Here is a 24,632-nt window from a genome sequence, read left to right on the forward strand (position 1 = left end):
AACAGTTCGTGGCATGGTAAACCCCGCCTGGAGCAAGGCCAAATAGGAATCCAATGCTGTGGCCCACAGTGGATTCGGGTAGGCTGCTAGAGGTCTGCGGTGACGCAGATCCCAGATGAATGGTCGTCCAAGACAGAACCCGGCTTATCGGCCGACTCACTTTTTATTCCCCTTTGCGGCATAAAGAAAGCTGTAACTTAATGTAGTGCATTAAGTTGGTGCTCTATCTTTTTGTTTCCTTGAATTAAGCTCCTTAAAGCCCATCCTCGTTAGCGTGTTTTAGCCGCAAGTTACTGACATTTTTAAGAAAAATCCCTCTATTTAGGTCTCGGTCTCGCTTGACACTGGGGCTTGCAAGTTCCTATAGTGTCGTTTAGTGGGTAGAAGTGGTTTTTTGTGGTGTTTTGGGGTTTTTGAAGCGAGGGAGGTGGGTTTTGTGTTCCTAGGTAGTCATGCAATCACAATGGACAGTAAGGGGCGTTTGGCGATTCCAGCCAAAATACGCGATGCCCTTGTGTCTGCTTGCGATGGCCGCTTAGTGATTACTGCGCATACCGAAGAGCGCTGTCTACTGGTTTACCCCGAGCCCCAGTGGCTGGATTTGCTGCCAAAGATTGAGGCCTTGCCGAATATCCATCGTAAGGCGCGGCTGGCTCAGCGGCTGTTACTGGGTTACGCCACCCCTTTAGAAATGGATGCCAATGGTCGGGTGCTGTTGCCGCCGCCATTACGCGATTACGCTGACCTTGAAAAGAAACTACTACTAGTGGGTCAGGGTAAAAAATTAGAGTTGTGGAGTGAGTCAGGTTGGTTCGACTGGCTTGGTGCAGCGGGAGAGGGTGACGATATGCCGGATGAGATGTTGTCACTGTCACTATAGAGAGTGAGTCATTTGGAACAGCATTTAACAGTATTGCTAGAGGAGGCCGTTGCAGCGCTGGTAACCGATACCCGTGGACGTTATGTCGACGGAACTTTTGGTCGTGGTGGTCATAGTCGCCAGATACTGGAAAGCTTGAGCGTTGAAGGGCGTTTATTGGGGATCGATAAAGACGCCCACGCATTTTCTGAAGGTCTTGAGTTGGCGCAGGCCGATCAGCGCTTCCGCATTGCACGAGGTTCCTTTGCTGATTTTGCCGAACTGGCCGCGTCGAGTGGCTTGGCTGCGCCGTTTACTGGTGTGCTGTTGGATTTGGGCGTTTCATCGCCACAGTTGGATCAGGCGGAGCGCGGCTTTAGTTTTATGCGCGACGGCGATTTAGATATGCGCATGGACGTTGATCGCGGCATGAGTGCTGCACAGTGGATTGCCGTGGCCGATGAAGCCGAAATTACCAAAGTGCTGCGGGATTACGGCGAGGAGCGTTTTGCTAAACGTATTGCTAGAGCAATTATTGCCGCGCGTGAAGAAGAGCCGATTACGCGGACCTTGCAGTTGGCCAAAATAGTTACTGAGGCTAATCCTGCGTGGGAAAAGCACAAACATCCAGCAACGCGTAGCTTTCAAGCGATACGGATTTTCATCAATGACGAGCTAACAGATTTAGAAAAATTGCTGAGTAAGGTTGTCGATAGTTTGGATGTGGGTGGGCGCTTGGTCGTCATCAGTTTTCACTCATTAGAAGACCGCATAGTGAAGCGTTTTATGCGTCGCCAGGCAGAAGGCGAGCAGGTGCCCGCGTACATACCGGTTACCGAAAGTCAGCGCAATCGCAAGCTGAAGCTCATTGGTAAGGCGGTAAAGGCAAGTGATCATGAGGTCGCCTTGAACCCCCGGTCGCGCAGCGCGGTAATGCGCGTGGCGGAAAAACTCGCGTATGACGAGTGTGCCTAAGGGTGATTTATGTTGGAAGGAAAGCAGCGCAATAGCATGAGAAATGCGGTGTCGACGCCGGCACCGTTGGGTGGCGTGTTAGGCCCTGCTTTGCTCATTCTGGTGGTTTTGTCATGTATTGCGGTGATTCAGAGTTCACATAAAAGCCGAAAATTATTTGGTGAGCTACAGGAGTTGCGCCGCGATGCAATGTCACTGGAAGAAGAGTGGGGGCGTTTATTGCTAGAGCAGAGTACCTGGGCGTCACCGGATCGCGTGCAAGATGTGGCAATACAAAAATTGAAAATGCAGGCGCCCAAAATGAGGGAAGTCAAAATGGTTCGGGGTTATGGTAAAGCAGGCTAAAGTTCAAATATCGCCATGGCGCTTCCGAATCGTGGTCGGCAGTCTGCTGCTGCTCGTCTTATTATTGGCTTGGCGGGCGCTAAGCTTGCAGGTTTTGGATGTAGACCGGGGCTACCAATTTCTGCAGGGCCAAGGCAATGCGCGCACCAATCGCACCGAAGTCATTCCTGCTCATCGCGGAATCATTGCGGATCGTAATGGCGAGCCCCTAGCGGTTAGTACCCCCGTTGCTTCTATTTGGGCTAACCCTCAGGAATTGCAAGGTGCAAAAGGTGACTGGGCACGCTTGGCAGCAGCGCTGGAAATGTCGGCGAGCGAATTGTCGCGGCGGGTAGAGCGCTATCGCGACAGCCAGTTTATGTATTTACGCCGTCACGTTGCGCCTGCTGCAGCACAAAGCCTTATGCAAATGAAAATTCCCGGTGTGTATTTGCAGCGCGAATATCGCCGTTTTTATCCGGCGGGTGAGGTAACCGCGCATTTGCTGGGCTTTACCGATATCGACGATCGTGGCCAGGAGGGGCTCGAACTAACCTACGACGAATGGCTTAACGGAACCCCTGGGCGCAAGCGGGTGCTGAAGGATTTGTACGGCAATATTATCAGGGAGATCGACGCCGGGGAGGCGGCCAGCCCCGGCAAAGATGTCCAATTGAGTATTGATCTGCGTTTGCAGTATCTCGCTTACCGCGAATTAAAAGCAGCAATAAACCGAACCGGCGCTAAAGCCGGTTCGATCGTTATTATCGACAGTGAAACAGGCGAGGTTTTGGCGCTGGTTAACCAACCTTCGTTTAACCCCAATAATCGCAGTCAGTTAAGTCCTGACGCGCTGCGCAACCGCGCTGTTATCGACATGTTTGAACCAGGCTCCACCGTAAAGCCATTAACTATGGTGGCGGCGCTGGAAAGTGGTAAGTATCAGCCTGACACCACCATCAATACTAACCCTGGGTATATCAAGGTTGGGCGGAAAGTTTTAGAAGATCACCGTAACTACGGTGTGCTTACCGTGGCAGAGGTATTGAAGAAATCCAGCCAGGTCGGTACCACCAAAATTGCGCTCTCTCTTGATGAGCATGACGTCTGGGGTGTGTTTGATCGCTTTGGTTTGGGGCGCAGTACTAGCTCTGGGTTTCCTGGCGAAAGCAACGGCATGCTGCCAAATCGGCCCAATTGGCGTGCGATTGAGCGCGCCACGTTTGCCTTTGGCTACGGAATTACTGTTACCAATTTACAGTTGGCTCAGGCTTATTCGGTGTTTGCTAATCGCGGTATTTTTCAGCAAGTATCTTTGCTGAAGCGCACCGAAAAGCCAACTCAGCAGCAAGTTATTTCAGCAAAAATTGCGCGCCAGATTGTCGATATGCTGGAAGAAGTGACTGAGCTGGGTGGTACCGCTACGCGGGCGCAGGTAGACGCGTATCGCATTGCCGGTAAAACCGGAACGTCGCACAAGGCGATTGCTGGCGGCTATGCTGAAGACCGCTATTTTGCCATTTTTGCCGGTGTGGCACCGGCCAGTAATCCCAGAATTGTGGCGGTAGTGACCATTGATGAACCTAAGGGTGATTATTATGGTGGATTGGTTGCTGCGCCTGTTTTTTCAAAAGTGGTATCTGATGCCCTGCGCTTGTTGAATATCGCGCCGGACAATATCGAGGCAGCCGAGCCTAAACCCAAAACTAAGGGAGATGCGGCAGCGTGATGGTAGACCAGCAGAACTACACATTACCGAGGTTGTTAGGCGATTTACTACCTGACTTAAGTCAGGAAATTGCCGCCTTGCCCGTCACCGGTTTGGCCATAGATAGTCGCAAGGTTCAAGCTGGCGATGTTTTTTTGGCGATAAAGGGGCACGACGTCGATGGGCGTGATTATATTCACGCTGCTATTACGGCGGGGGCTGTTGCCGTCATCGCTGATGCGCCCTTCGATGCCGCACAATGGTCGCTGCCGGTGGTCGTCATTGAGCACCTAGAAGCGCATATTAGTGAAATTGCCGGGCGCTTTTACGATTTGCCATCTCGGCAGCTACAGCTTATTGGAATTACCGGTACCAATGGAAAAACGTCTTGTGCATGGATGGTGGCGCAATTATTGGAAGCCATTGGCCAACCGTGTGGGTTAATTGGCACGCTTGGTAATGGTCGCTTTGGTCGCCTTAATAGCGGCAATAACACCACCCCAGATGCCGTTTCAGTGCAGGCCCTGCTTAGCGAATGGCGAGATGGCGGAGCAAATTGGGCGGCGATGGAAGTGTCGTCTCACGGCTTGGCTCAACACCGGGTGGCGGCTTTGAATTTTGCTGCCGCAGTATTCACGAATCTTAGCCAAGACCACCTTGACTATCACGGTTCTATGGAGGCTTACGGCGCCGAAAAAGCGCGCTTATTGAATTGGCCTAATCTGCCGTTGGCCGTTATTAATCGAGACGATGAATTTGGTCGCAAGCTCATGGCTGAGTCCACCGCCGCGCAATTAATTGACTTTAGTATTATTGATCCGCAGGCCAAGGTCTACGCCCAAGACGCACGTTATGACATGCAGGGCATTGAGGCTCACATCAGCAGCCCGTGGGGCAATCTTCAATTGCAGTCGCCCTTGCTTGGCGAATTTAATTTGTCGAACTTGGTGGCGGCAACAGCGGTTTTACTGGGCTTGGGCGTTACTGTCGATGCGATTGCGGAGGCGATACCAAAATTAAAGCCCGTTCCAGGCCGTATGGAATGCCTGCGCTCTGCCGATGGCGTGTTGGCGGTGATTGATTACGCACATACACCAGACGCTTTAGAGAAAGTGCTCAAAGCCTTGCGGCCAATTACCGCCGGTAAATTGCATTGCGTAATGGGCTGTGGTGGCGACCGAGATCGTAGTAAGCGACCGTTAATGGGATCAATAGCAGAAAAACTTTCCGATGCGGTGGTGGTGACCAACGATAATCCCCGCTCGGAGTCGGCGACGGCTATCATCATGGAAATTTGCGCGGGTATGCGCAGTGCGCCAGTGGTAATTTCCGAGCGCGATTCCGCAATCGCGACAGCAATCGCTGCGGCTGAGCCTGGCGATGTTGTGTTAGTTGCCGGCAAGGGTCACGAAGAATATCAAGAGATTGCTGGGCGTCGTTTGCCCTTTAGTGATATTCAGTGCGCGCGACTAGCGCTGGCAGCGAGGCCGAGCTTATGATCGGCACATTAAATCTACAGGCTATTGCGGCGGCTACTGGTGGCGTACTCAAGGGTACAGATATCTCCGTTGATCGGGTTTGTACTGATAGCCGCAAAATTCAGGCTGGTGATCTATTCGTTGCCTTAAGCGGCGATAATTTTGATGGTAATCAATTTGTTGACGTAGCCAAGGATGCTGGCGCCGTTGCCAGCGTTGTTAGCGACGCAACGGATCTTCTGCCTAATATAAGGGTCTCAGATACCCGCCGAGCGCTGGGCTTGATTGCTCGCGAAAATCGTCGTCGTTTTACTGGTCCACTTGTTGCCATTACCGGCAGTAGCGGAAAAACCAGTACTAAGGGAATGTTGGCTGCAATTTTTGCTCAGTGTGGTGAGGTTTATGCCACCGTCGGCAATTTAAATAACGAGATCGGTGTGCCGCATAGTCTGCTGGCGATCTCTGCGCAACACCAGTTTGCGGTGATTGAAATGGGCGCTGCAAAACAGGGCGATATCCACTACCTCTGCGAGTTTGCTGAACCTACTATTGCGGTGCTGACCAATGCTCAGCACGCGCATCTTGAAGGCTTTGGCTCGCTGGCGGCAGTGGCTGAAACCAAGGGCGAGATATTTCGCGGTTTAGCGAAGGGCGGCCTCGCCATTATCAACGCTGATGATGCGCACTGTTCACTGTGGCAGTCCTATGCCAGTCATGTGCAGCAGCGCCTATTCAGCCTGGTAAGGGAGGATGTCGATGTGTTTGCGCGTGATATTGATCTGAGTGAGCCGGGCAAAGTTCGTTTTGAGTTGGTGAGTTTTGCCGGCAGTGCCAAGGTGTGCATGCCACTGTCGGGTCGACATATGGTGGCCAATGCCTTGGCGGCCGCCGCAGCGGCGCTTTCGGCGGGTGCCAGCTTAGGTGAGGTGGTTAGTGGCCTAGAGTCGGTGCGCGGTGTAAGTGGTCGTCTGCTGCGCCGTAATGTCGCTGGAATTGAACTGATTGATGATAGTTACAACGCGAACCCGGGTTCAGTGCGAGCGGCAATTGAAGTGCTGGCATCGAGTCTCGGCCGCAATGTTCTCGTCCTTGGGCATATGGCGGAGTTGGGTGCGGAGGCTGCTCAGCAGCATCGAGAAATAGCGGCTTATGCCAGAGAAAATCGACTTGATGCCGTTTTCTTTACGGGGGAATACGCCAGCATAATGGCGACTGAATTTGGTTGCAATGCATACGCCTTTGACAATAAGCCGGATTTAATCGCGGCATTAAAAAATTATTTAGAAGCAGGGGATACGGTTTTGGTTAAGGGTTCGCGCAGTGCGGAAATGGACGTGGTTGTCGACGTATTGACGACCGATTTAGTGCAGAGGGGCAACTGATATGTTGCTGCTACTTGCTGAATATTTAACTCAATACGTTAGCGCATTTGCGGTTTTCCAGTACTTGAGTATTCGCGGCATACTTGGTGTATTAACTGCGCTCGCTATTTCCTTGATGATCGGTCCGGTGATGATCCGCAAACTTAATTTTCATCAAATAGGTCAATCTGTTCGCGATGACGGTCCGCAGTCGCATCTCAGTAAGTCCGGGACACCTACAATGGGCGGCGCTTTAATATTGGTTGCGATTTTTATTAGCACCTTGTTGTGGTCAGATCTGAAGAACCATTATGTGTGGACCGTATTGATTGTTACCGCGATTTTTGGCGCGGTGGGCTGGGTAGATGATTACCGTAAGGTTATAGAGCGCAACCCACGCGGTTTACCCGCGCGCTGGAAGTACTTTTGGCAAAGCGTGGCCGGATTAGGCGCCGCAATATACTTATATATGACTGCAGACAGCGCCGTAAGCACGCAGTTGTTCTTGCCATTTTTGAAAAACGTTAGCTGGCAAATGGGCCCGCTGTTTATTCTGCTGACTTATTTTGTGATTGTCGGTGCCAGCAACGCGGTGAATTTAACGGATGGTCTTGATGGCTTAGCGATTTTGCCAACGGTCATGGTTGGCGCGGCGCTCGGGTTGATTGCCTACCTGACCGGGAACGTAAAATTTGCTGAGTATTTGCATATTCCCTACGTGGCGGGTGCGGGTGAACTCATTGTTATTTGTGGTGCCCTAGCGGGCGCGGGACTCGGATTTTTGTGGTTTAACACCTATCCGGCGCAGGTGTTTATGGGCGATGTCGGTGCCTTGGCCCTAGGCTCAACACTGGGAACCATTGCTGTGATCACTCGGCACGAAATTGTGTTTTTTATTATGGGCGGCATTTTTGTGCTAGAAACCGTGTCGGTTATTTTGCAAGTTGCGTCTTTTAAATTAACCGGCCGCCGAATTTTCCGTATGGCGCCGATCCATCATCATTTTGAGTTAAAAGGTTGGCCAGAACCGCGGGTTATTGTGCGGTTTTGGATTATTACGGTAATGCTGGTGCTGTTTGGCCTAGCGACATTAAAACTACGCTAAGAAAACGGGAGTTATACGCAAAGTGAGTTTGATCGCATCCGACAATCGGCGGGTCATTATCGGTGTAGGTAAAACTGGGCTTTCGATCGCCCGTTATTTTACTCGCCGTGGTCTGTCTTTTGCGATCGCCGACAGCCGCGATGCGCCGCCGGAGCTCGAGTTGTTGCGCGCGGAGTTTCCCGATGTAACGCCAATTCTTGGGGCGTTTACCACCGATCAATTCTTGTCGGCAACCGAGCTTGTGATTAGTCCGGGTATTTCTTTGGCAGAGCCAGCAATTGCGACGGCGAAAGCCGCTGGCGTGGCAATTACTGGCGATATTGAGTGGTTCTGTCGCGAGGCCAAGGCGCCGATCGTCGCTATTACCGGTTCTAACGGTAAAAGTACTGTGACCACACTTGTGGCGGAAATGGCCGTTAATGCCGGGTGGCGCTGTGCGGTAGGCGGTAATCTTGGCACGCCTGCGTTGGCGTTGTTGGATGATCGAACCGAGCTCTATGTACTGGAGTTATCGTCATTCCAATTAGAGCGCTGCGCATTTATTGGCGCCGAAGTGGCAACAGTACTGAATGTCAGTGAAGATCATTTAGATCATCACGGCAGCATGATTGCCTACCATCAGGCCAAACACCGTATATTTCGTGATTGTAAAAAAGTTGTTATTAATCGTGACGACGCACTGAGTACGCCACTGGTTCCCGATGCGGTTGAAAAATGGAGCTTTGGTTTAGGGCGTTCTGATTTTCGCGCTTTCGGCCTTATAGACGAAGATGGCGAGCAATACCTCGCGTTGGCGAGGGAAGCGTTGCTGCCGGTGTCGGCGCTTAAAATTGCGGGCAGCCACAACATTAGCAATGCCATGGCGGCGCTGGCCTTGGGTGCGGCGGCGGGCCTGCCTATGAGCGCGATGCTCAGTACACTTACTGAATTTAAGGGTTTGCCTCATCGCTGTCAGTTTGTTGCGCAGTGGCAGGGCTTGCGATTTTATAACGACTCTAAAGGCACCAATGTTGGCGCGGCAGTGTCTGCGCTAAAGGGCTTAAGCGGCGCAGGTAAGCTTGTGTTAATTGCTGGCGGTGTCGGCAAAGGGGCAGATTTTAAGCCATTGATAGACACCCTGCTGAGTGTAGGGCGGGCAGTGGTTTTTATTGGCGAGGCTGGCCCCGCCATGAACGCGCTGCTCGATGGCCGCTTGCCTAGCCGAATATGTTCAGATATGCCCGCCGCAGTTCGCGCGGCAGCCGCCTATGCAGAGTCCGGTGATGTGGTGTTGCTGTCACCAGCGTGCGCGAGTTTTGATATGTTTAACAATTACGAACATCGCGGTGCGGTTTTCGCTGAGTCGGTACTGGCGCTGACAGGGGGGCTGCAATGAGCGCTTACCTTCAGCTGCGCTGGGAAGAATTGGGCCGATTTGATCGGCATTTACAATTGTTGCTGCTGGCGCTGTTGGCGATTGGATTTGTTGCCATGACCTCGGCATCGGTGGAGCATGCGGCGAGCCGGTATGACGACGCCTTCTTTTTTGCAAAGCGCTATTTTTTCCATTTTAGTTTGGCATTTGGCCTTAGCGTGGTCATGTATTTGACACCGGTTGATTTCTGGGAGCGCACAGGTTGGCTTTGGTTATTGTTAGGTTTTGTCTTGCTAGCGCTGGTGCTGATTCCCGGTGTGGGCAAAGAAGTTAACGGCAGTCGTCGGTGGTTGGGCGTCGGGCCGTTAACCTTGCAAGCGTCTGAATTTGTAAAGCTGTGTGTCATTTGTTATCTGGCCGGATATTTGGTGCGGCGTCGCGACGAAGTGCGGCAGAGTTGGTCCGGGTTTGTAAAACCGATGGCGTTACTATTTGCGGTGACCTTACTGCTCATGCTCGAACCGGATTTCGGTGCAACCGTTGTTACTGCGGGCACGGCATTTGTGATGATTTTTTTGGGCGGGGTAAAACTCGGTCAATTCTTGCTGGTGATTTTGAGCTGTGTCGCGGGTGCGGTGGCCATGGTCATCTTTGAACCTTATCGCATGAAGCGCCTAACCGCATTCACCGACCCCTGGGCAGATCAATTCAATACCGGTTATCAGCTCACTCAGTCGCTTATTGCTTTTGGTCGTGGGCAGATAGGCGGCGTGGGCCTCGGTAATAGCGTACAGAAACTATTTTATTTGCCTGAGGCGCACACCGACTTTGTGTACGCCATTTTTGCGGAAGAGTTCGGGATCATTGGCAGCTTGTTGGTATTGGCGTTATTCGCCGGATTAATAGGCAGAATTTTATTTATTGGGCGCTATGCGGAAATGATGGGCAAGCAATTCCACGCGTTTGTGGCCTATGGTATTGCGGTCATGATTAGCGGGCAGGCCTTTATTAATATGGGTGTAAATACCGGCTTGTTGCCAACGAAGGGCTTAACACTGCCATTTTTTAGTTACGGTGGCAGCAGCTTAATAGTGTGTATGGCGATGGTGTCTCTGGTGGCGCGAATCGAACTGGAATGTCGGAGGCAAGATGGCCGCTGAACAGACCGTACTAATGATGGCCGGCGGTACCGGCGGGCATGTGTTTCCCGCATTGGCGGTTGCTTCGGCGCTGGCCGAGCGCAATGTCAACGTGCATTGGCTAGGCACCGCGGCAGGTATTGAAGCGCGCTTGGTACCTGCCGCAGGCCTGCCGCTGCACTGTTTAAATATGGCTGGCGTACGGGGTAAAAATCCTTTGTTTCGCTTGCTGGCAATTGCCAAAGCCATGCTCGCGTTGGTGCAGAGCATGCGCTTGATTTGGAAGTTAAAGCCCTTCTGCGTGGTGGGTATGGGTGGCTATGCCTCTGGCCCTGGTGGCTTGGCGGCTAAGTTGCTGGGCGTGCCGGTGTTGATCCAGGAACAAAACGCAGTGGCGGGCACAACTAACCGATTATTGGCGAAAATTGCCCGGCTTTGCCTGACTGGTTACCCCATTGCCTTGGGCGGTGAGCGCAATCGTTTTATTGGCAACCCAGTACGTCGCGAGATTGCTGAGCTAGCGCCGCCAGCGACACGCTGGGCAGAGCGCAGCGGCAGGTTGCGAGTGTTAGTTTTGGGCGGCAGTTTAGGTGCCAAGCCTATAAATGATGTGGTGCTGGCTGCGTGGCAGCAGCTTAGCGAGGCGCAGCGGCCGACCGTATGGCATCAGGCTGGCCGCGCCCACGAAGAACAAGTACAGCAGGCGTATCAAGCGGCGGGAATTGCGGTTCGCGCCGAGGCGTTTATTGAGGATATGGCGGCCGCTTATAGCTGGGCCGATGTGGTTATTTGTCGTGCTGGTGCGTTGACGGTAGCCGAACTCGCGGCAGCGGGCGTGCCAGCACTGTTAGTGCCGTTGCCCCATGCCATTGACGATCATCAGCGCGCCAATGCGCAGTGGTTTGTGGATGGCGGCGCCGGTGAACTTATTGATCAGTCAGTTTTTAATGCTGACGTTTTATGTAAATGGTTGGAAAGCGATAGTGCGAATCGGGAGTCATTGTTGAATAGTGCCGAGGCCGCAAGACGGCTCGCCAAAATAGATGCCGCTGACGTTGCCGCAAATTATTGTATGGAGTTTGCCAATGAGTCCTAAGCATCCCTTTGTGGTTCCAGAAATGCGCAGAGTCAAACGCATACATTTCGTTGGTATTGGCGGTGCCGGTATGTGCGGTATTGCTGAAGTGCTATTGAACTTGGGTTATGTGATATCAGGTTCTGATCTAAAGGCCTCACCCAGTACTGCGCGGTTGCAGCAATTAGGCGCGCGAGTTGCCTTTGGCCATCGTGGCGAGAATATTGGCGACTCCGATGTGGTGGTAGTGTCTAGCGCGGTTAATGAGAGTAATCCAGAAGTGGCCGCCGCCCGCCAATTGCGGGTGCCTATTGTGCGTCGCGCGGAAATGCTGGCTGAGCTAATGCGCTACCGTCACGGCATTGCAGTGGCTGGCACCCATGGTAAAACCACGACGACTAGTTTGATTACCGCTATTTTTGCCGAGGCGGGTCTCGACCCTACCTTCGTTATCGGCGGTCTGGTTAACAGCGCAGGCACCAATGCCGCATTAGGTGAGAGCCGCTACTTGGTCGCAGAGGCCGACGAGAGCGACGCTTCCTTCTTGCATTTGCAGCCTATGGTGTCGGTGATTACCAATATTGAAGCCGATCATATGGCGACCTATGACGGTGACTTTAGCAAGCTGAAACGTACCTTTATCGAGTTTCTGCACAACTTGCCTTTTTACGGTATGGCGGTGGTCTGTGTGGATGACCCCGTGGTGCGCGACATTATGCCGGACATAGCGCGTCCGACATTGACCTACGGTTTTAGTGAAGACGCGGATTTTCGTATTCATTCGCTGCAAAAACTGGGTATGCAGAGCCGCTTTAATGTAGTGCGGCCAGATGGCAGTGATATTGAACTGAGTATTCAACAGCCCGGTGTGCATAACGTACTTAATGCGACGGCAGCTGTGGCGGTGGCCACCGATGAAGGCTTGCCGGTAGCGGCTATTTGCAATGGCATTGCCAATTTCCAGGGCGTCGGTCGGCGCTTTCAGCGCTATGGCGAACTGCCATTGGTCGACGGCGAATTTATGTTGGTGGATGACTATGGTCACCACCCGACAGAAGTGGCCGCAACCATATCGGCGGCCCGCCAAGCGTGGCCAGATCGTCGCCTAGTGATGCTGTATCAGCCGCATCGCTATAGTCGTACCAAAGATTTATACGAGGATTTTGTTCGGGTGTTGTCTACCGTCGACAGCCTGTTGCTGTTGGATGTGTATTCGGCTGGCGAAGAGCCGGTGCCGGGTGCCGACAGTCGTAGCCTGTGTCGGAGTATTCGTTTGCAGGGCAATTTGGAACCGGTATTTGTTGAAAATACTGAGGCCGCTTTTGAAATATTAAAACCCCGTATTCGCCCCGGTGATGTTTTGCTCACTCAAGGCGCGGGCAATATCGGCGCAGTGGCGTTGCAATTAGCTAATCAGGGTTGGGTGTAGGTCGCGGCAATGAGTGACATGACGGTAGCAAACATAAATCAGGCGATTGGCGGCAAGCTAGCGGTACTGTTGGGCGGCCGCTCGGCGGAGCGTGCAATTTCCCTGAAAAGTGGTGCGGCAGTGATGGCGGCATTTGAGCGTCAAGGCATTGTGGTTGAAGGCATTGATGTGGCGGATACCGATTGGATGCAGCGTCTCAATGGCGAGTTTCGTCAGGTGTTTATTGCACTGCATGGCCCGGGCGGCGAAGACGGCACCGTGCAAGGCGCACTGGAATGCATGGGCATTGGCTATACCGGCAGCGGTGTGATGGCCTCGGCACTGGCGATGGATAAATTCCGTTGCAAGCTGCTGTGGTTGGGTTTGGGCTTGTCTACCCCGCGCTTTGCCGAGTTAACGGTGAATAGCGATTGGCAGGGCATTATTGATGATTTAGGTCCGGTCATTGTTAAACCTGCGTGCGAAGGGTCGAGTATTGGTATGGCTCGCGCGCAGAGTGCGGCAGAGTTGGCTGACGCGTGGCAAAACGCCCAGGCCTATGGCCGGGTGTTCGCTGAACAGTGGATTAGCGGTAGCGAATACACCGTTGCGATATTAAATGGCAAGGCCTTGCCCGGCATTAAATTGGAAACCGATGCCGCGTTTTACGATTTTAACGCCAAGTATATTTCTGATGAGACCCGGTATTTGTGCCCCTGTGGCTTGAGTGCAGCGGAAGAGCAAGAGCTTAGCAAATTGGCATTGGCGGCGTTTACCAGTCTGGGCTGTGCGGGTTGGGGGCGGGTTGATGTTATGCGCGACGCGGCAGGTAAATTCTATTTATTGGAAGTGAATACCGTGCCTGGCATGACCGACCACAGTTTGGTGCCGATGGCGGCCAAGCAAGCAGGGCTGGATTTTGAACATTTGGTGGTAGAAATTTTGGCGGGCAGTATCAAGGCGGATTCTAACTGAGATGCAACTACTGAGCGGCAAGCAAAATCGCCTCAAAACGCGCAAGTCGGCGGCCCTCAAAGGGCCGCAAGTGCAGCGCGAATGGGGTCGTATTTTGAACCGCTTGGTATTGATCGTGGTTGTTATTGCTTTTGTTTATGGCGTTGAGCAGTTAGGACGTCAGCTAGATGCCATACCCGTCGATCGTGTGGTGTTTGCCGGTGATTTGCAGCACGTCAGTCGCAATGTTTTGGTCGACCGCGTAACGGGCCATTTGGCTGTGGGTTATGTTGGTTTGGATCTGGAAGCGATCCAAAGTGAATTAGAGCAAGAGCCGTGGGTTTATCGGGCGATTGTGGAGCGGGTTTGGCCGCGGGAATTGAAAATCACCATCGTTGAAGAGGCGCCTATTGCTGCGTGGGGCAGCGGTGGCTTGTTAAACCATCGCGGCAAAATATTTTTGCCTGCTAAGGGCGTGGCCGACGATGTCGGTTTACCGCTGCTGAGTGGGCCTGATGGCAGCGCCATAGAAATAATGCGGCAGTACCGCTTGATGAGTCAGTTGCTTGGCGATGAAAAATTAATTTTACAGCGTCTTGAAATGAATGATCGTGGCGCGTGGACGGCGACCTTAAACGGCGGCGCGGTATTGGTTTTGGGTCGCTACGAGCCATTGGAGAAGTTGCGGCGCTTTATGTGGGTGTATCGCCACCAATTGGTAGCGGATTTTGATCGCGTTAAGCGTGTGGACACACGTTATATCAATGGTCTAGCGGTGGCGTGGGATGAAACAAAAGGTGCAAAAGGTAATGGCTGAGGGAATTGCTCTGGCAATGGAGTTGCCACAGCACAATAGATCGCAAACTTGGGAGAAGCAAAGCAATGGCTAGTTCACACGCAAGCCGGATGATTGTCGGCCTTGATATCGGCACCTCAAAAGTGGTGGCTATCGTTGGCTCGAGCAACGAAGACGGCAAGCTGGAAATTATAGGCATTGGCTCGCACCCGTCTCGCGGTCTGAAGAAAGGGGTGGTGGTCAATATTGAATCCACTGTGCACTCTATTCAGCGTGCGATAGAAGAAGCTGAATTGATGGCGGGCTGTGAAATTCACAGTGTGTACGTTGGTATTGCCGGCAATCACATTCGCAGCCTCAATTCCCACGGTATTGTCGCAATACGCGACCGTGAAGTGTTTCAGCTGGATTTAGATCGGGTTATCGATGCTGCGCAAGCGGTAGCGATACCGGCTGACCAAAAAGTGCTGCACATTTTGCCCCAAGAATTTGTGATTGATGAGCAAGAGGGCATTAAGGAGCCGCTGGGCATGTCTGGCGTACGTTTAGAGGCCAAGGTGCATTTAGTGACCTGCGCCGTAAACGCCGTGCAGAACATCGAGAAATGCATTCGCCGCTGCGGCCTCGAAGTCGAAGACGTTATTTTGGAACAACTGGCCTCAAGCTACGCGGTATTGACTGAAGACGAGAAAGAGCTGGGTGTATGTATGGTGGATATCGGCGGTGGCACCACCGATATCGCGATCTTTACCGATGGCGCGATTCGCCATACCGGTGTAATTCCAATCGCCGGCGATCAGGTCACCAATGACATTGCGATGGCCCTGCGCACGCCAACCCAGTACGCAGAAGAGATCAAAATTAAATACGCCTGTGCGCTGACCCAGCTTGCGGGCGAAGGCGAAATGATTAAGGTCCCCAGTGTTGGCGAGCGCGCCCCGCGGGAATTGTCTCGTCAGGCACTGGCTGAAGTGGTGGAGCCGCGCTACGACGAGCTATTCACCCTAATTCAAGCCGAACTGCGCCGCAGTGGTTACGAAGACTTGTGCGCGGCAGGGATCGTGCTGACTGGTGGCACCTCGAAGATGGAAGGTGTTGTTGAATTAGCAGAAGAAATTTTTCATATGCCGGTGCGAATCGGTGTGCCGCAGGATGCGCGAGGTTTAACCGACATCGTGCGCAATCCAATTTATTCAACCGGCGTGGGCTTGCTGCATTACGGCATCAAGCATCAAGCCGAGCACGGTGGCCGGGGGCGGGTTAAGCGCAACGGCTTCTTGGCCAGCTTGAAGCAATGGATTCAAAACAATTTTTAAGGTGTAAGGCGGTCGTGCCGGCAGCACGGTCAAATATGCAAAAGGGAGAAAACCAATGTTCGAACTAGTAGATAACGTTCCTCAGAACGCAGTAATTAAAGTGGTGGGTGTCGGTGGAGGCGGCGGTAACGCTGTTAAGCACATGATCGCCTGTAATGTTGATGGTGTTGATTTTATCTGCGCCAATACTGACGCTCAGGCGTTGACCAATGTCGCGTCTAAGACAGTATTGCAGCTGGGCACCACTATTACCAAGGGCTTGGGCGCAGGCGCTAACCCTGAAATCGGTCGCCAGTCGGCAATGGAAGATCGCGACCGCATTGCTGAAGCACTGCAGGGCGCCGATATGGTGTTCATCACCGCCGGAATGGGCGGCGGCACAGGTACGGGCGCCGCGCCAGTTGTTGCGCAGGTCGCCAAAGAGCTGGGTATTTTAACCGTAGCCGTCGTCACCAAGCCTTTTCCTTTTGAGGGTAAAAAGCGCATGGCGGTGGCTTTGGAAGGTATGAAAGAGCTGCGTCAGCACGTTGACTCGCTGATCACTATCCCCAATGAAAAGTTGCTACCTGTCTTGGGTAAAAACACCAGTTTACTCGATGCCTTTAAAGCGGCTAACGATGTATTGTTAGGTGCAGTGCAGGGTATTGCCGATCTGATTATTCGCCCGGGTATGATTAACGTCGATTTCGCCGACGTGCGCACCGTGATGTCAGAGATGGGCATGGCGATGATGGGCAGTGGTGTGGCTACCGGTGAAAACCGCGCTCGCGAAGCTGCAGAGGCCGCCATTCGCAGTCCGCTCCTTGAAGATGTGAATTTGCAAGGGGCGCGCGGGATTTTGGTTAATATTACCGCAGGTCTGGATCTGTCCCTAGGCGAGTTTAACGATGTCGGGGATACTATCGAGGAATTCGCTTCCGAGAACGCAACAGTTGTTGTCGGAACGGTAATTGACCCCGATATGGTAGACGAATTGCGCGTAACAGTGGTTGCCACCGGTCTAGATGGTATTGGTGCAGATATACCGCTGAAGGTTGTTGAATCACGGCCCATAGAGCCGCGTTCCAATGATTACCGCAAGCTCGATCGGCCAACTGTTATGCGCAACAACCAGCAAGCGGCCGTTGCGCGAGACGTGGCGCCGGCGCCAATGGCAGATAAAGATATGGAATATTTGGATATTCCTGCGTTTCTGCGGCGTCAGGCTGATTAATTAGTAGTTGTCGGTACAGCATGGGCATGTGTCGGTAGTTAGCTGGCACAAAAGACAAGTACGCCCTTGTAAATGTAACCGTCCGGCCCATAGAGTGAGTGTGAACATGATTAAACAACGTACCTTGCGCAACACTATCCGTGCTACGGGCATTGGTTTGCATACAGGGGAAAAGGTCTACCTGACGCTGAAACCAGCGCCAGCGGATACCGGTGTGATTTTCCGGCGCACCGATTTGAACCCCGTTGTTGAAATCCACGCTCGCGCGGAAAATGTGGGTGATACCACCTTGTCGACCACGCTGGTGAATGGCGATGTCCGGGTGTCAACGGTTGAGCATTTATTGTCGGCGATGGCAGGCCTGGGTATAGATAATGCCTATGTTGAAGTCAGCTCATCGGAAGTGCCGATTATGGATGGCAGCGCTGGTCCGTTTGTTTTTCTTATTCAGTCTGCCGGGATTGAAGAACAAAATGCACCGAAAAAGTTCATCCGTATTAAGCGTCCGGTGACGGTAAAAGATGGTGATAAAGTCGCGAGTTTCCTCCCTTTTGACGGCTTTAAAGTGTCTTTTACCATCGACTTTGATCACCCGGTTTTTAAAGATCGGGTTGGCCATGCCGAGTTGGATTTTTCGAGCACCTCCTTTGTAAAAGAAGTGAGTCGGGCGCGGACCTTTGGGTTTATGCACGAGATCGAATACCTGCGCTCCAAGGGCTTGGCTCAGGGTGGCAGTGTTGACAATGCGATTGTGGTTGATGAATACCGTATTCTTAACGAAGAAGGTCTTCGTTATGAGGATGAGTTTGTTAAACACAAGGTACTCGACGCGATTGGTGATTTGTATTTGCTGGGCACTAGCTTGATTGGCGAGTTCAAAGCCTTTAAGTCTGGCCATGGTCTGAACAATGCGTCCTTGCGGACCTTAATTAAAGACACTGACGCGTGGGAATGGGTAACGTTTGACGATGCCGCTGACGCGCCAATTAATTATGCTGCTGCTGTAGCGGCAGTCTGATTATCTCTTTCTACCATGCTTGGCCGAGATTCGTCTTAGCATGGTAATATCCCCCTATCTATGCGATATTGCGCCTCGGTGTTACGGTATTGCCCACGTCTTGCCATTAGGTAAAAGTACGGCATTTTCGGGATCATTCGCCACAGTGATTACCCCGCCGTCATCAGAATTTCATTCGTACAATGTAGCTTGGTGCGGCTTTAGAGCCTTCATTGATTAGGGACTTTTGCTCCCGGGAACAGTAACGAATTAATCATGATTAGAGCAGTAGTTAAAAAAGTCTTTGGCAGTAAAAACGATCGCGAATTAAAGCGCATGCGCAAAGTCGTGAACAAGATCAACAGCCTGGAAGAGGCGATGACGGCGCTCGACGATGCCGCCCTCAGCGCCAAAACTGGGGAGTTTCGCGAGCGAATTGCGGCGGGAGAAAGCCTCGATCAGCTGCTGCCCGAAGCGTTTGCGGTGTGTCGCGAGGCCAGTCGCCGTGTTATGGGCATGCGCCATTTTGACGTGCAGCTCATCGGTGGTATTAGCCTGCACGAAGGCACTATTGCCGAGATGCGCACCGGTGAGGGTAAAACCCTCGTTGCAACCTTGGCAGTGTATTTAAACGCACTCCCTGGCAAAGGCGTGTTTGTGGTAACCGTTAATGACTATTTGGCGTCGCGAGACGCTAATTGGATGCGTCCGCTGTATGAGTTTCTCGGTCTGAGCGTGGGTGTTATCCGCTCTGGGCAAGATCCGGAAGAGAAGCGCGCAGCGTATTTGTCTGACATCACTTACGGCACCAATAACGAGTTTGGCTTTGACTATCTGCGCGACAATATGGCCTTCGCCATTGAAGATCGCTACCAGCGCAGCCTGAATTTCGCCATTATCGATGAAGTTGACTCGATCCTTATTGATGAAGCGCGTACGCCGCTGGTTATCTCTGGTCCCGCGGAAGACAGCTCTAAGCTCTACAAACAAATTAACTTGTTTATTCCCTCGCTTAAACAAGCTGAAGTGGACGAAGCTGGCCAGCCCATAGAAAGTGATGACAGCGGGCAAGCAATCGCTGAGCAAGGTCACTACACTGTTGACGAAAAAATGCGCCAGGTCGAATTAACCGAAGAGGGGCATCAGCAGGTAGAAGACATGCTTATTCAGGCGGGTCTGCTGAACGAGGGCGACAGCCTTTATTCAGCCAGTAATCTGAACCTACTGCACCACGTCAATTCTGCGCTGCGTGCCCACGTTTTATTTCATAACAATGTCGAATATATTGTTCAGAATGACCAAGTGGTCTTGATCGATGAACACACCGGCCGGACCATGGCGGGTCGACGTCTGTCGGAAGGCCTGCATCAGGCCATCGAAGCCAAAGAAGGTGTGACGGTTCAGGCAGAGAGCCAAACGCTGGCCTCAACGACCTTCCAAAACTATTTCCGTCAGTTTGAGAAGTTGGCAGGTATGACCGGTACCGCCGATACCGAGGCCTTTGAATTTCGTCAGATTTACGGCTTAGACGTGGTGGTTATTCCGACTAACAAGCCCAGCGCTCGCCGCGATGCCAACGACCTTGTATACCTGACCAAGGAAGAGAAATACGACGCCATCGTTGAAGACGTTAAAGCCATTATGGAAAGTGGCGCGCCGATACTGGTGGGTACTGCCTCGATTGAAACCTCTGAGGAAATGTCTTCACGCTTCAAGGCTGCTGGCATTCCCCATAAAGTACTCAACGCCAAATACCACGAGCAAGAAGCCGAAATTATTGCTCAGGCTGGTAGCCCAGGCGTGGTCACTATCGCTACCAATATGGCTGGTCGAGGTACTGACATCGTACTTGGCGGTAATGTTGACGTTGAAATTGCTCAACATGAAAACCCTTCGGAAACGCTGATCAACGAGTTGCGCGAAGCGTGGAAAGTACGTCACGAGACGGTAATGCAGGCCGGTGGCTTGCATATTGTCGGTACTGAGCGCCATGAGTCGCGCCGTATCGACAATCAGCTGCGTGGTCGTGCTGGCCGGCAGGGTGATCCGGGTGCCTCACGTTTCTATCTGTCCTTAGAAGACAGTCTAATGCGAATTTTTGCCTCAGACCGCGTGCGCGGCATTATGCAGGCACTGGGTCTTGAAAAGGGCGAAGCCATTGAGCATCGCATGGTGTCTAACGCCATCGAAAAAGCCCAGCGCAAAGTAGAAGGCCGCAACTTTGACATGCGCAAGCAATTGCTTGAATACGATGATGTCGCAAACGATCAGCGCCAAATCATCTATCAGCAGCGCAATGAATTGATGGAGGCGGATGACATTAGCGATATGCTCGCCGCGATTCGCCACGATGTTGTCGGCGATGTGGTGCGGGAATATATTCCGCCGCAAAGTTTGGAAGAGCAGTGGGATGTGGCAGGGCTTGAGCGCCGTCTGCACACCGATTTTGAAGTGGAATTACCGCTGCAAACCTGGTTGGACGAAGACCGCTCAGTGAATGAAGATGTGCTAAGCGAAAAAATCAATCAAGCTATTACTGAGGCGTATGAGGCTAAATGCGCACTGGTTGGCCCGGATATGCGTAAAATTGAACGCCATATCATGCTGCAAGTATTGGATACACTGTGGAAAGAGCATTTGGCGACCATGGACCACCTCCGTCATGGTATTCATCTGCGCGCCTTTGCTCAGAAAAACCCCAAGCAAGAGTACAAGCGCGAAGCTTTTGAGCTGTTCCAAGAAATGCTCGACAGCTTAAAGCTAGAAGTCATTCGCTTTCTTTCACATCTGCGTCTCCAGCAGAATGAAAACGCCGAAGAGTTGGCGCGTCAGCGTCGAGAAGAGCAGGCTAAACGCGCAATGGAGTTCCAGCACGCTGAGTCCAGTGGCCTCACCGTAGATGAGGAAATGAGTGATGAGTCTGCAGAAACCACGCCCAGTACGCCAGAAACCTTTGTGCGCGATGGCCGCAAAGTTGGTCGCAATGAGGTTTGTCCTTGTGGTTCGGGTAAAAAATACAAACAGTGTCACGGCAAATTAGGCTGAGGTAGGCAACAGCATGGCGGTAGGTTCTGGTGAGTTAGCTGTTTTACACCCAATAGACGGTGTAAAAATAGGCGTGGCAAGTGCCGGTATTAAAAAAGTAGGCCGTATCGACACTGTCATTTTTGAGCTGTGTGAAGGCGCATCGGTGGCGGGGGTCTTCACCCTTAATGCTTTTTGCGCTGCGCCGGTTACTGTGGCCAAAGAACATTTGGCCACAAGCTCGCCGCGCTATTTGCTTATCAACACCGGCAATGCCAATGCAGGCACTGGCCAAGCTGGCATGCTTAACGCTCGCAACTCTTGCGCGGCGCTGGCTGATTTGGTTGGTGTAGCGCCCTCAGTAGTGCTGCCATTTTCCACTGGCGTTATCGGTGAAAAATTGCCCGTAGATAAATTGGTCGCCGCCATGCCTGCTGCTGTTACCGCACTTTCGGCTGATAGCTGGGAAGCTGCCGCCAACGGTATAATGACGACGGACACTCGCCCCAAAGCGACGTCTCGCCAATTAGACATTGCTGGCCGCACCATTACCGTCACCGGTATTTCTAAGGGTGCGGGCATGATTAAGCCCAATATGGCGACCATGCTTGGCTATGTAGCCACCGACGCTAATATTGCGCCAAATGTTTTGCAGGCGATGTTGGATCAGTCCGCTGATGCCTCGTTTAATCGGATTACCATTGACGGCGACACCTCAACCAATGACGCCTGTGTGCTAGTTGCCACTGGGCGTGCTGGTGGTGAGCAGCTTACTGACACCAGTGGCCCGGTGTTTGACGAGCTTCAGCGTGTATTTAACGAGGTGTTCTTAGAGCTGGCTCACGCCATTGTGCGCGACGGCGAAGGCGCCACTAAGTTTGTTGCGGTTGAAGTGACGGGTGCCAAAGACGTCAGCGAAGCTCTTAAGGTTGCTTATGCGGTGGCGGAATCGCCACTGGTGAAAACGGCTTTATTTGCCAGCGATCCAAACTGGGGGCGTATTCTGGCCGCTATTGGTCGTGCTGGGGTGGAGTCACTCGACGTGGCGGCGCTAACGGTTCACCTAGACGACGTCTTGATTACCGAGCACGGCGGTCGCGCAGAATCCTATACCGAGGCGGCCGGTGCCGCTGTAATGAAGCAGACAGAAATCCGTATTCGCATTAACCTGAATCGTGGTCTGTATGCAGAGACGGTATGGACCACTGATTTCTCCTACGACTACGTCAAAATCAATGCCGAATACCGCAGTTAATAAACGCGTTCACGTTGCAGTTGGGGTTATTGTTAATTCGCTGGGCGATATTCTTATCGCCCGCCGCGCGAACGATGCCCATCAAGGCGGCTTGTGGGAATTCCCCGGCGGTAAAGTGGAGGCGGGTGAAACGGTGTCTCAGGCGCTCACCCGAGAGCTACACGAAGAACTCGGTATTGATATAGACGCTGCGAGTTGCCGCTCACTAATCGAAATCAATCATGATTATGCCGATAAAACGGTGTTTTTGGATGTGTGGTTGGTGACGCGTTTTCGCGGTGAAGCCCTTGGGCGAGAAGGTCAGCCACTGCGCTGGGTCACCCCGCAATCACTTTCTGACTATGTATTTCCGGCGGCAAATGTGGCCATCGTCAAAGCGATTCAGTGCGCCGACGTCATCTAAAGCTGCTTTGAATATCCCTTCGTTCTCTTAAAAATCTTGCTCTAAATCTCTGCTTAAAACGTCGTCGTGCAGCGAGTCGCCGGGGATATTGTGCTCTTCGTTTGCCCACGCAATTAAGTCGTGGTTTTTGCAGGAGTCAGAGCAAAAAGGACGAAAGGGGTTGTTGCTGTCCCACACGAGTTCCGTTTTACAGTGTGGGCAGGGGACGGTGATGGCAGATGCTTTATTCATTGCACATGGTTTCCAAATTTTTTAAAAGACCTGCTAGGCCTTGTTGGCGGCAAGGTTGAGGAATTGCTGATGTAATGCGCTAACTCGCAGGTCTAGCTGAGGCAAGCCTAGGGTATTATCAATCACATCGCTCGCGGCGGCCAAGCGCGCTTGGCGGCCTATTTGGCTGGCAATAATACGCTCTACCTGGGCTTGCTCGTTATTGTCTCGGAGCATGGTGCGGCTTAACTGAACAGACTCAGGCACATCGACCACCACAAGCCGATCACACATCGCTTTTTGCTGGCGTTCCACCAGCAATGGCGACACGAATAGTGCGTAAGCGCTGCTTACGTTTAGCAGTTGGCGCTGCGTCTCGCTGGCGATGAGTGGGTGAAGCAAGGACTCCAGCCACTGTTTGGCGGCGGGGTCGGCAAAAATAGTTTGGCGCAGGGCGGCGCGATTTAACTGCCCATCACTGAGTAGATGCGCGTCGCCAAAGTGGGCTGCTATTTTTTGCAGGGCAGGGCTGCTAGGCTCAACCACTTCGCGGGCGATAATATCGGCATCGACAATACCAATGCCCAGTTTTGCAAAGCGGTTCGACGCGGCGGTTTTGCCGCTACCAATACCGCCGGTAAGTCCTACGATGAATTTGCTCATAATCTAAATAAGGTAATGTATTGGGGCTAGCGAATGCCAGCAAGTTGAAGGTAGCCGTCAATCAGCGCTTCACCCCAGAACAGGGCGATCCAGCCAGCACCGGCCAAATAGGGGCCAAATGGCATGGGCATGGAACTGTCACTGCGACGTAGCAGCATCACCAAACCGCCAAATACGGCGCCGACAACAGAAGACAATAAGATAATTAGCGGCAAATACTGCCAGCCCAGCCAAGCGCCCAGTGCGGCGAGTAATTTAAAATCGCCGTAGCCCATGCCCTCTTTGCCGGTCAGTAATTTAAACAACCAAAACACGGACCATAGCGACAAATAGCCGCCAATGGCGCCCCACACTGCATCCTGTAATGGAATACTGCCGGTAACGCTGTTAAATAACAGGCCTAGCCATATTAGGGGTAAGGTTAGTTGGTCTGGCAGTAGCTGGTGGTCAATATCAATGACCGTGAGAATCAGTAAAATCCAGCTAAACAAAATAGCGGCAACGGCATAGGTGGTAAAGCCAAACATTAACAGTGGGAATACGGTAAGCAGGGCGGTTATTACCTCAACCGCAGGGTAGCGTAGGCCGATTTGTGCCTTACAAGAAGCGCAGCGCCCGCGCAGCAGCACATAGCTAACTAGAGGAATATTCTGCCACGCCTTTACCGGCGCGTCGCACTTAGGGCAGTGGGAGTTGGGAAAGGCCAAATTAAACTGAGGTGGCGCGATTTCTTCAGCGGCTGCGTCGTCATCGCTGAGCAAGATTTCGCACTCATACTTCCACGTAGATTCCATCATTCTGGGTAAGCGGTAGATCACTACATTGAAAAAACTGCCAAAGAGAAGGCCAAAGAAACCTAATAAGGTAATGAGAAGCAGCGGGTAGTTCGCGGCGGCTTCGAAGAACGACATAAACTATACTCGTGTGTAAGCGATGAGGCGCGCCGTTAAATGGCGGAGCCAAGCATGAATATGGGGAGGTACATTGCGATCATTAGGCCGCCGACGAGTACGCC

Annotated in this window: 22 protein-coding genes and 1 other RNA gene; 20 read left to right on the top strand and 3 right to left on the bottom strand. The window is 52.4% G+C overall.

All coding sequences use genetic code 11. The annotated features are described in order from the left end of the window. The 20 genes from rnpB to mutT all read left to right on the top strand — a co-directional run. An RNA gene (gene rnpB / locus ABYP33_RS10030) (RNase P RNA component class A) lies at positions 1–163 on the top strand; the annotation flags it as partial. A gap of 273 nt (positions 164–436) precedes the next feature. Next, the gene (gene mraZ / locus ABYP33_RS10035) at positions 437–880 is read left to right on the top strand and encodes a division/cell wall cluster transcriptional repressor MraZ (RefSeq protein WP_040804143.1); all 444 of its coding nucleotides are present in this window, start codon (positions 437–439) and stop codon (positions 878–880) included. A 12-nt stretch (positions 881–892) separates the two neighbouring features. After that, positions 893–1,834 carry a 16S rRNA (cytosine(1402)-N(4))-methyltransferase RsmH gene (gene rsmH / locus ABYP33_RS10040; RefSeq protein ID WP_373090720.1) on the top strand — a complete coding sequence of 314 codons (942 nt, stop codon included), beginning with the start codon at positions 893–895 and terminating at the stop codon, positions 1,832–1,834. A 9-nt stretch (positions 1,835–1,843) separates the two neighbouring features. After that, positions 1,844–2,179 (top strand): cell division protein FtsL, encoded by a 336-nt coding sequence (ftsL, locus tag ABYP33_RS10045; RefSeq protein WP_373090722.1) that lies wholly within the window; start codon positions 1,844–1,846, stop codon positions 2,177–2,179. Beyond that, positions 2,163–3,887, top strand: coding sequence for a peptidoglycan D,D-transpeptidase FtsI family protein (locus tag ABYP33_RS10050; RefSeq protein WP_373090723.1), 1,725 nt, complete (start codon positions 2,163–2,165; stop codon positions 3,885–3,887). Before ftsL ends, ABYP33_RS10050 begins: the two co-directional genes overlap by 17 nt. Beyond that, positions 3,887–5,365 (top strand): UDP-N-acetylmuramoyl-L-alanyl-D-glutamate--2,6-diaminopimelate ligase, encoded by a 1,479-nt coding sequence (locus ABYP33_RS10055; protein ID WP_373090743.1) that lies wholly within the window; start codon positions 3,887–3,889, stop codon positions 5,363–5,365. Before ABYP33_RS10050 ends, ABYP33_RS10055 begins: the two co-directional genes overlap by 1 nt. Further along, a complete protein-coding gene (gene murF, locus ABYP33_RS10060) occupies positions 5,326–6,726 on the top strand; it encodes a UDP-N-acetylmuramoyl-tripeptide--D-alanyl-D-alanine ligase (RefSeq protein ID WP_373090724.1) in 1,401 nt (466 codons plus the stop codon). The genes ABYP33_RS10055 and murF overlap by 40 nt, the downstream gene beginning before the upstream one ends. 1 nt (position 6,727) lies before the next feature. After that, the gene (gene mraY / locus ABYP33_RS10065) at positions 6,728–7,810 is read left to right on the top strand and encodes a phospho-N-acetylmuramoyl-pentapeptide-transferase (protein ID WP_373090725.1); all 1,083 of its coding nucleotides are present in this window, start codon (positions 6,728–6,730) and stop codon (positions 7,808–7,810) included. A 22-nt stretch (positions 7,811–7,832) separates the two neighbouring features. After that, positions 7,833–9,185 carry a UDP-N-acetylmuramoyl-L-alanine--D-glutamate ligase gene (gene murD / locus ABYP33_RS10070; protein WP_373090727.1) on the top strand — a complete coding sequence of 451 codons (1,353 nt, stop codon included), beginning with the start codon at positions 7,833–7,835 and terminating at the stop codon, positions 9,183–9,185. Then, positions 9,182–10,324 carry a putative lipid II flippase FtsW gene (gene ftsW / locus ABYP33_RS10075; protein WP_373090728.1) on the top strand — a complete coding sequence of 381 codons (1,143 nt, stop codon included), beginning with the start codon at positions 9,182–9,184 and terminating at the stop codon, positions 10,322–10,324. Before murD ends, ftsW begins: the two co-directional genes overlap by 4 nt. Then, positions 10,314–11,399: an undecaprenyldiphospho-muramoylpentapeptide beta-N-acetylglucosaminyltransferase gene (gene murG / locus ABYP33_RS10080; RefSeq protein ID WP_373090730.1), complete on the top strand. Its 1,086-nt coding sequence runs from the start codon at positions 10,314–10,316 to the stop codon at positions 11,397–11,399. Before ftsW ends, murG begins: the two co-directional genes overlap by 11 nt. Then, positions 11,389–12,807: a UDP-N-acetylmuramate--L-alanine ligase gene (gene murC, locus ABYP33_RS10085; protein ID WP_373090731.1), complete on the top strand. Its 1,419-nt coding sequence runs from the start codon at positions 11,389–11,391 to the stop codon at positions 12,805–12,807. Before murG ends, murC begins: the two co-directional genes overlap by 11 nt. Positions 12,808–12,816: 9 nt before the next feature. Next, positions 12,817–13,761, top strand: a complete 945-nt coding sequence (locus tag ABYP33_RS10090; protein WP_373090733.1) for a D-alanine--D-alanine ligase — start codon at positions 12,817–12,819, stop codon at positions 13,759–13,761. A 1-nt stretch (position 13,762) separates the two neighbouring features. Continuing rightward, the gene (locus ABYP33_RS10095) at positions 13,763–14,557 is read left to right on the top strand and encodes a cell division protein FtsQ/DivIB (protein ID WP_373090734.1); all 795 of its coding nucleotides are present in this window, start codon (positions 13,763–13,765) and stop codon (positions 14,555–14,557) included. A 65-nt stretch (positions 14,558–14,622) separates the two neighbouring features. Beyond that, entirely contained in the window at positions 14,623–15,852 is a 1,230-nt protein-coding gene (gene ftsA / locus ABYP33_RS10100) for a cell division protein FtsA (RefSeq protein WP_373090735.1), read from the top strand. 55 nt (positions 15,853–15,907) lie between these two features. Continuing rightward, positions 15,908–17,065, top strand: a complete 1,158-nt coding sequence (gene ftsZ / locus ABYP33_RS10105; protein WP_373090736.1) for a cell division protein FtsZ — start codon at positions 15,908–15,910, stop codon at positions 17,063–17,065. A gap of 106 nt (positions 17,066–17,171) precedes the next feature. Continuing rightward, on the top strand, positions 17,172–18,083 hold the full coding sequence (gene lpxC, locus ABYP33_RS10110) for a UDP-3-O-acyl-N-acetylglucosamine deacetylase (protein WP_373090737.1): 912 nt from the start codon (positions 17,172–17,174) through the stop codon (positions 18,081–18,083). 255 nt (positions 18,084–18,338) lie between these two features. Further along, positions 18,339–21,107: a preprotein translocase subunit SecA gene (gene secA, locus ABYP33_RS10115; RefSeq protein WP_373090738.1), complete on the top strand. Its 2,769-nt coding sequence runs from the start codon at positions 18,339–18,341 to the stop codon at positions 21,105–21,107. Positions 21,108–21,120: 13 nt separating this feature from the next. Further along, positions 21,121–22,341, top strand: a complete 1,221-nt coding sequence (argJ, locus tag ABYP33_RS10120) for a bifunctional glutamate N-acetyltransferase/amino-acid acetyltransferase ArgJ (RefSeq protein ID WP_373090739.1) — start codon at positions 21,121–21,123, stop codon at positions 22,339–22,341. Continuing rightward, the gene (gene mutT / locus ABYP33_RS10125) at positions 22,322–22,744 is read left to right on the top strand and encodes an 8-oxo-dGTP diphosphatase MutT (protein WP_373090740.1); all 423 of its coding nucleotides are present in this window, start codon (positions 22,322–22,324) and stop codon (positions 22,742–22,744) included. Before argJ ends, mutT begins: the two co-directional genes overlap by 20 nt. Positions 22,745–22,771: 27 nt before the next feature. Here mutT and ABYP33_RS10130 read toward each other — a convergent pair whose 3' ends face one another. Genes ABYP33_RS10130 through ABYP33_RS10140 form a run of 3 tightly spaced genes read right to left on the bottom strand, consistent with a single transcriptional unit; the run spans position 22,772 to position 24,528 of the window. Further along, complete coding sequence (locus ABYP33_RS10130; RefSeq protein WP_008251572.1) at positions 22,772–22,975, bottom strand: DNA gyrase inhibitor YacG; 204 nt, start codon at positions 22,973–22,975, stop codon at positions 22,772–22,774. A gap of 33 nt (positions 22,976–23,008) precedes the next feature. Beyond that, positions 23,009–23,617, bottom strand: a complete 609-nt coding sequence (coaE, locus tag ABYP33_RS10135; RefSeq protein ID WP_373090741.1) for a dephospho-CoA kinase — start codon at positions 23,615–23,617, stop codon at positions 23,009–23,011. 26 nt (positions 23,618–23,643) lie between these two features. Continuing rightward, the gene (locus ABYP33_RS10140; RefSeq protein WP_373090742.1) at positions 23,644–24,528 is read right to left on the bottom strand and encodes an A24 family peptidase; all 885 of its coding nucleotides are present in this window, start codon (positions 24,526–24,528) and stop codon (positions 23,644–23,646) included. Positions 24,529–24,632 lie beyond the last annotated feature (104 nt).

The sequence above is a fragment of the Zhongshania sp. genome, from assembly GCF_041584495.1.
GTDB lineage: Bacteria > Pseudomonadota > Gammaproteobacteria > Pseudomonadales > Spongiibacteraceae > Spongiibacter.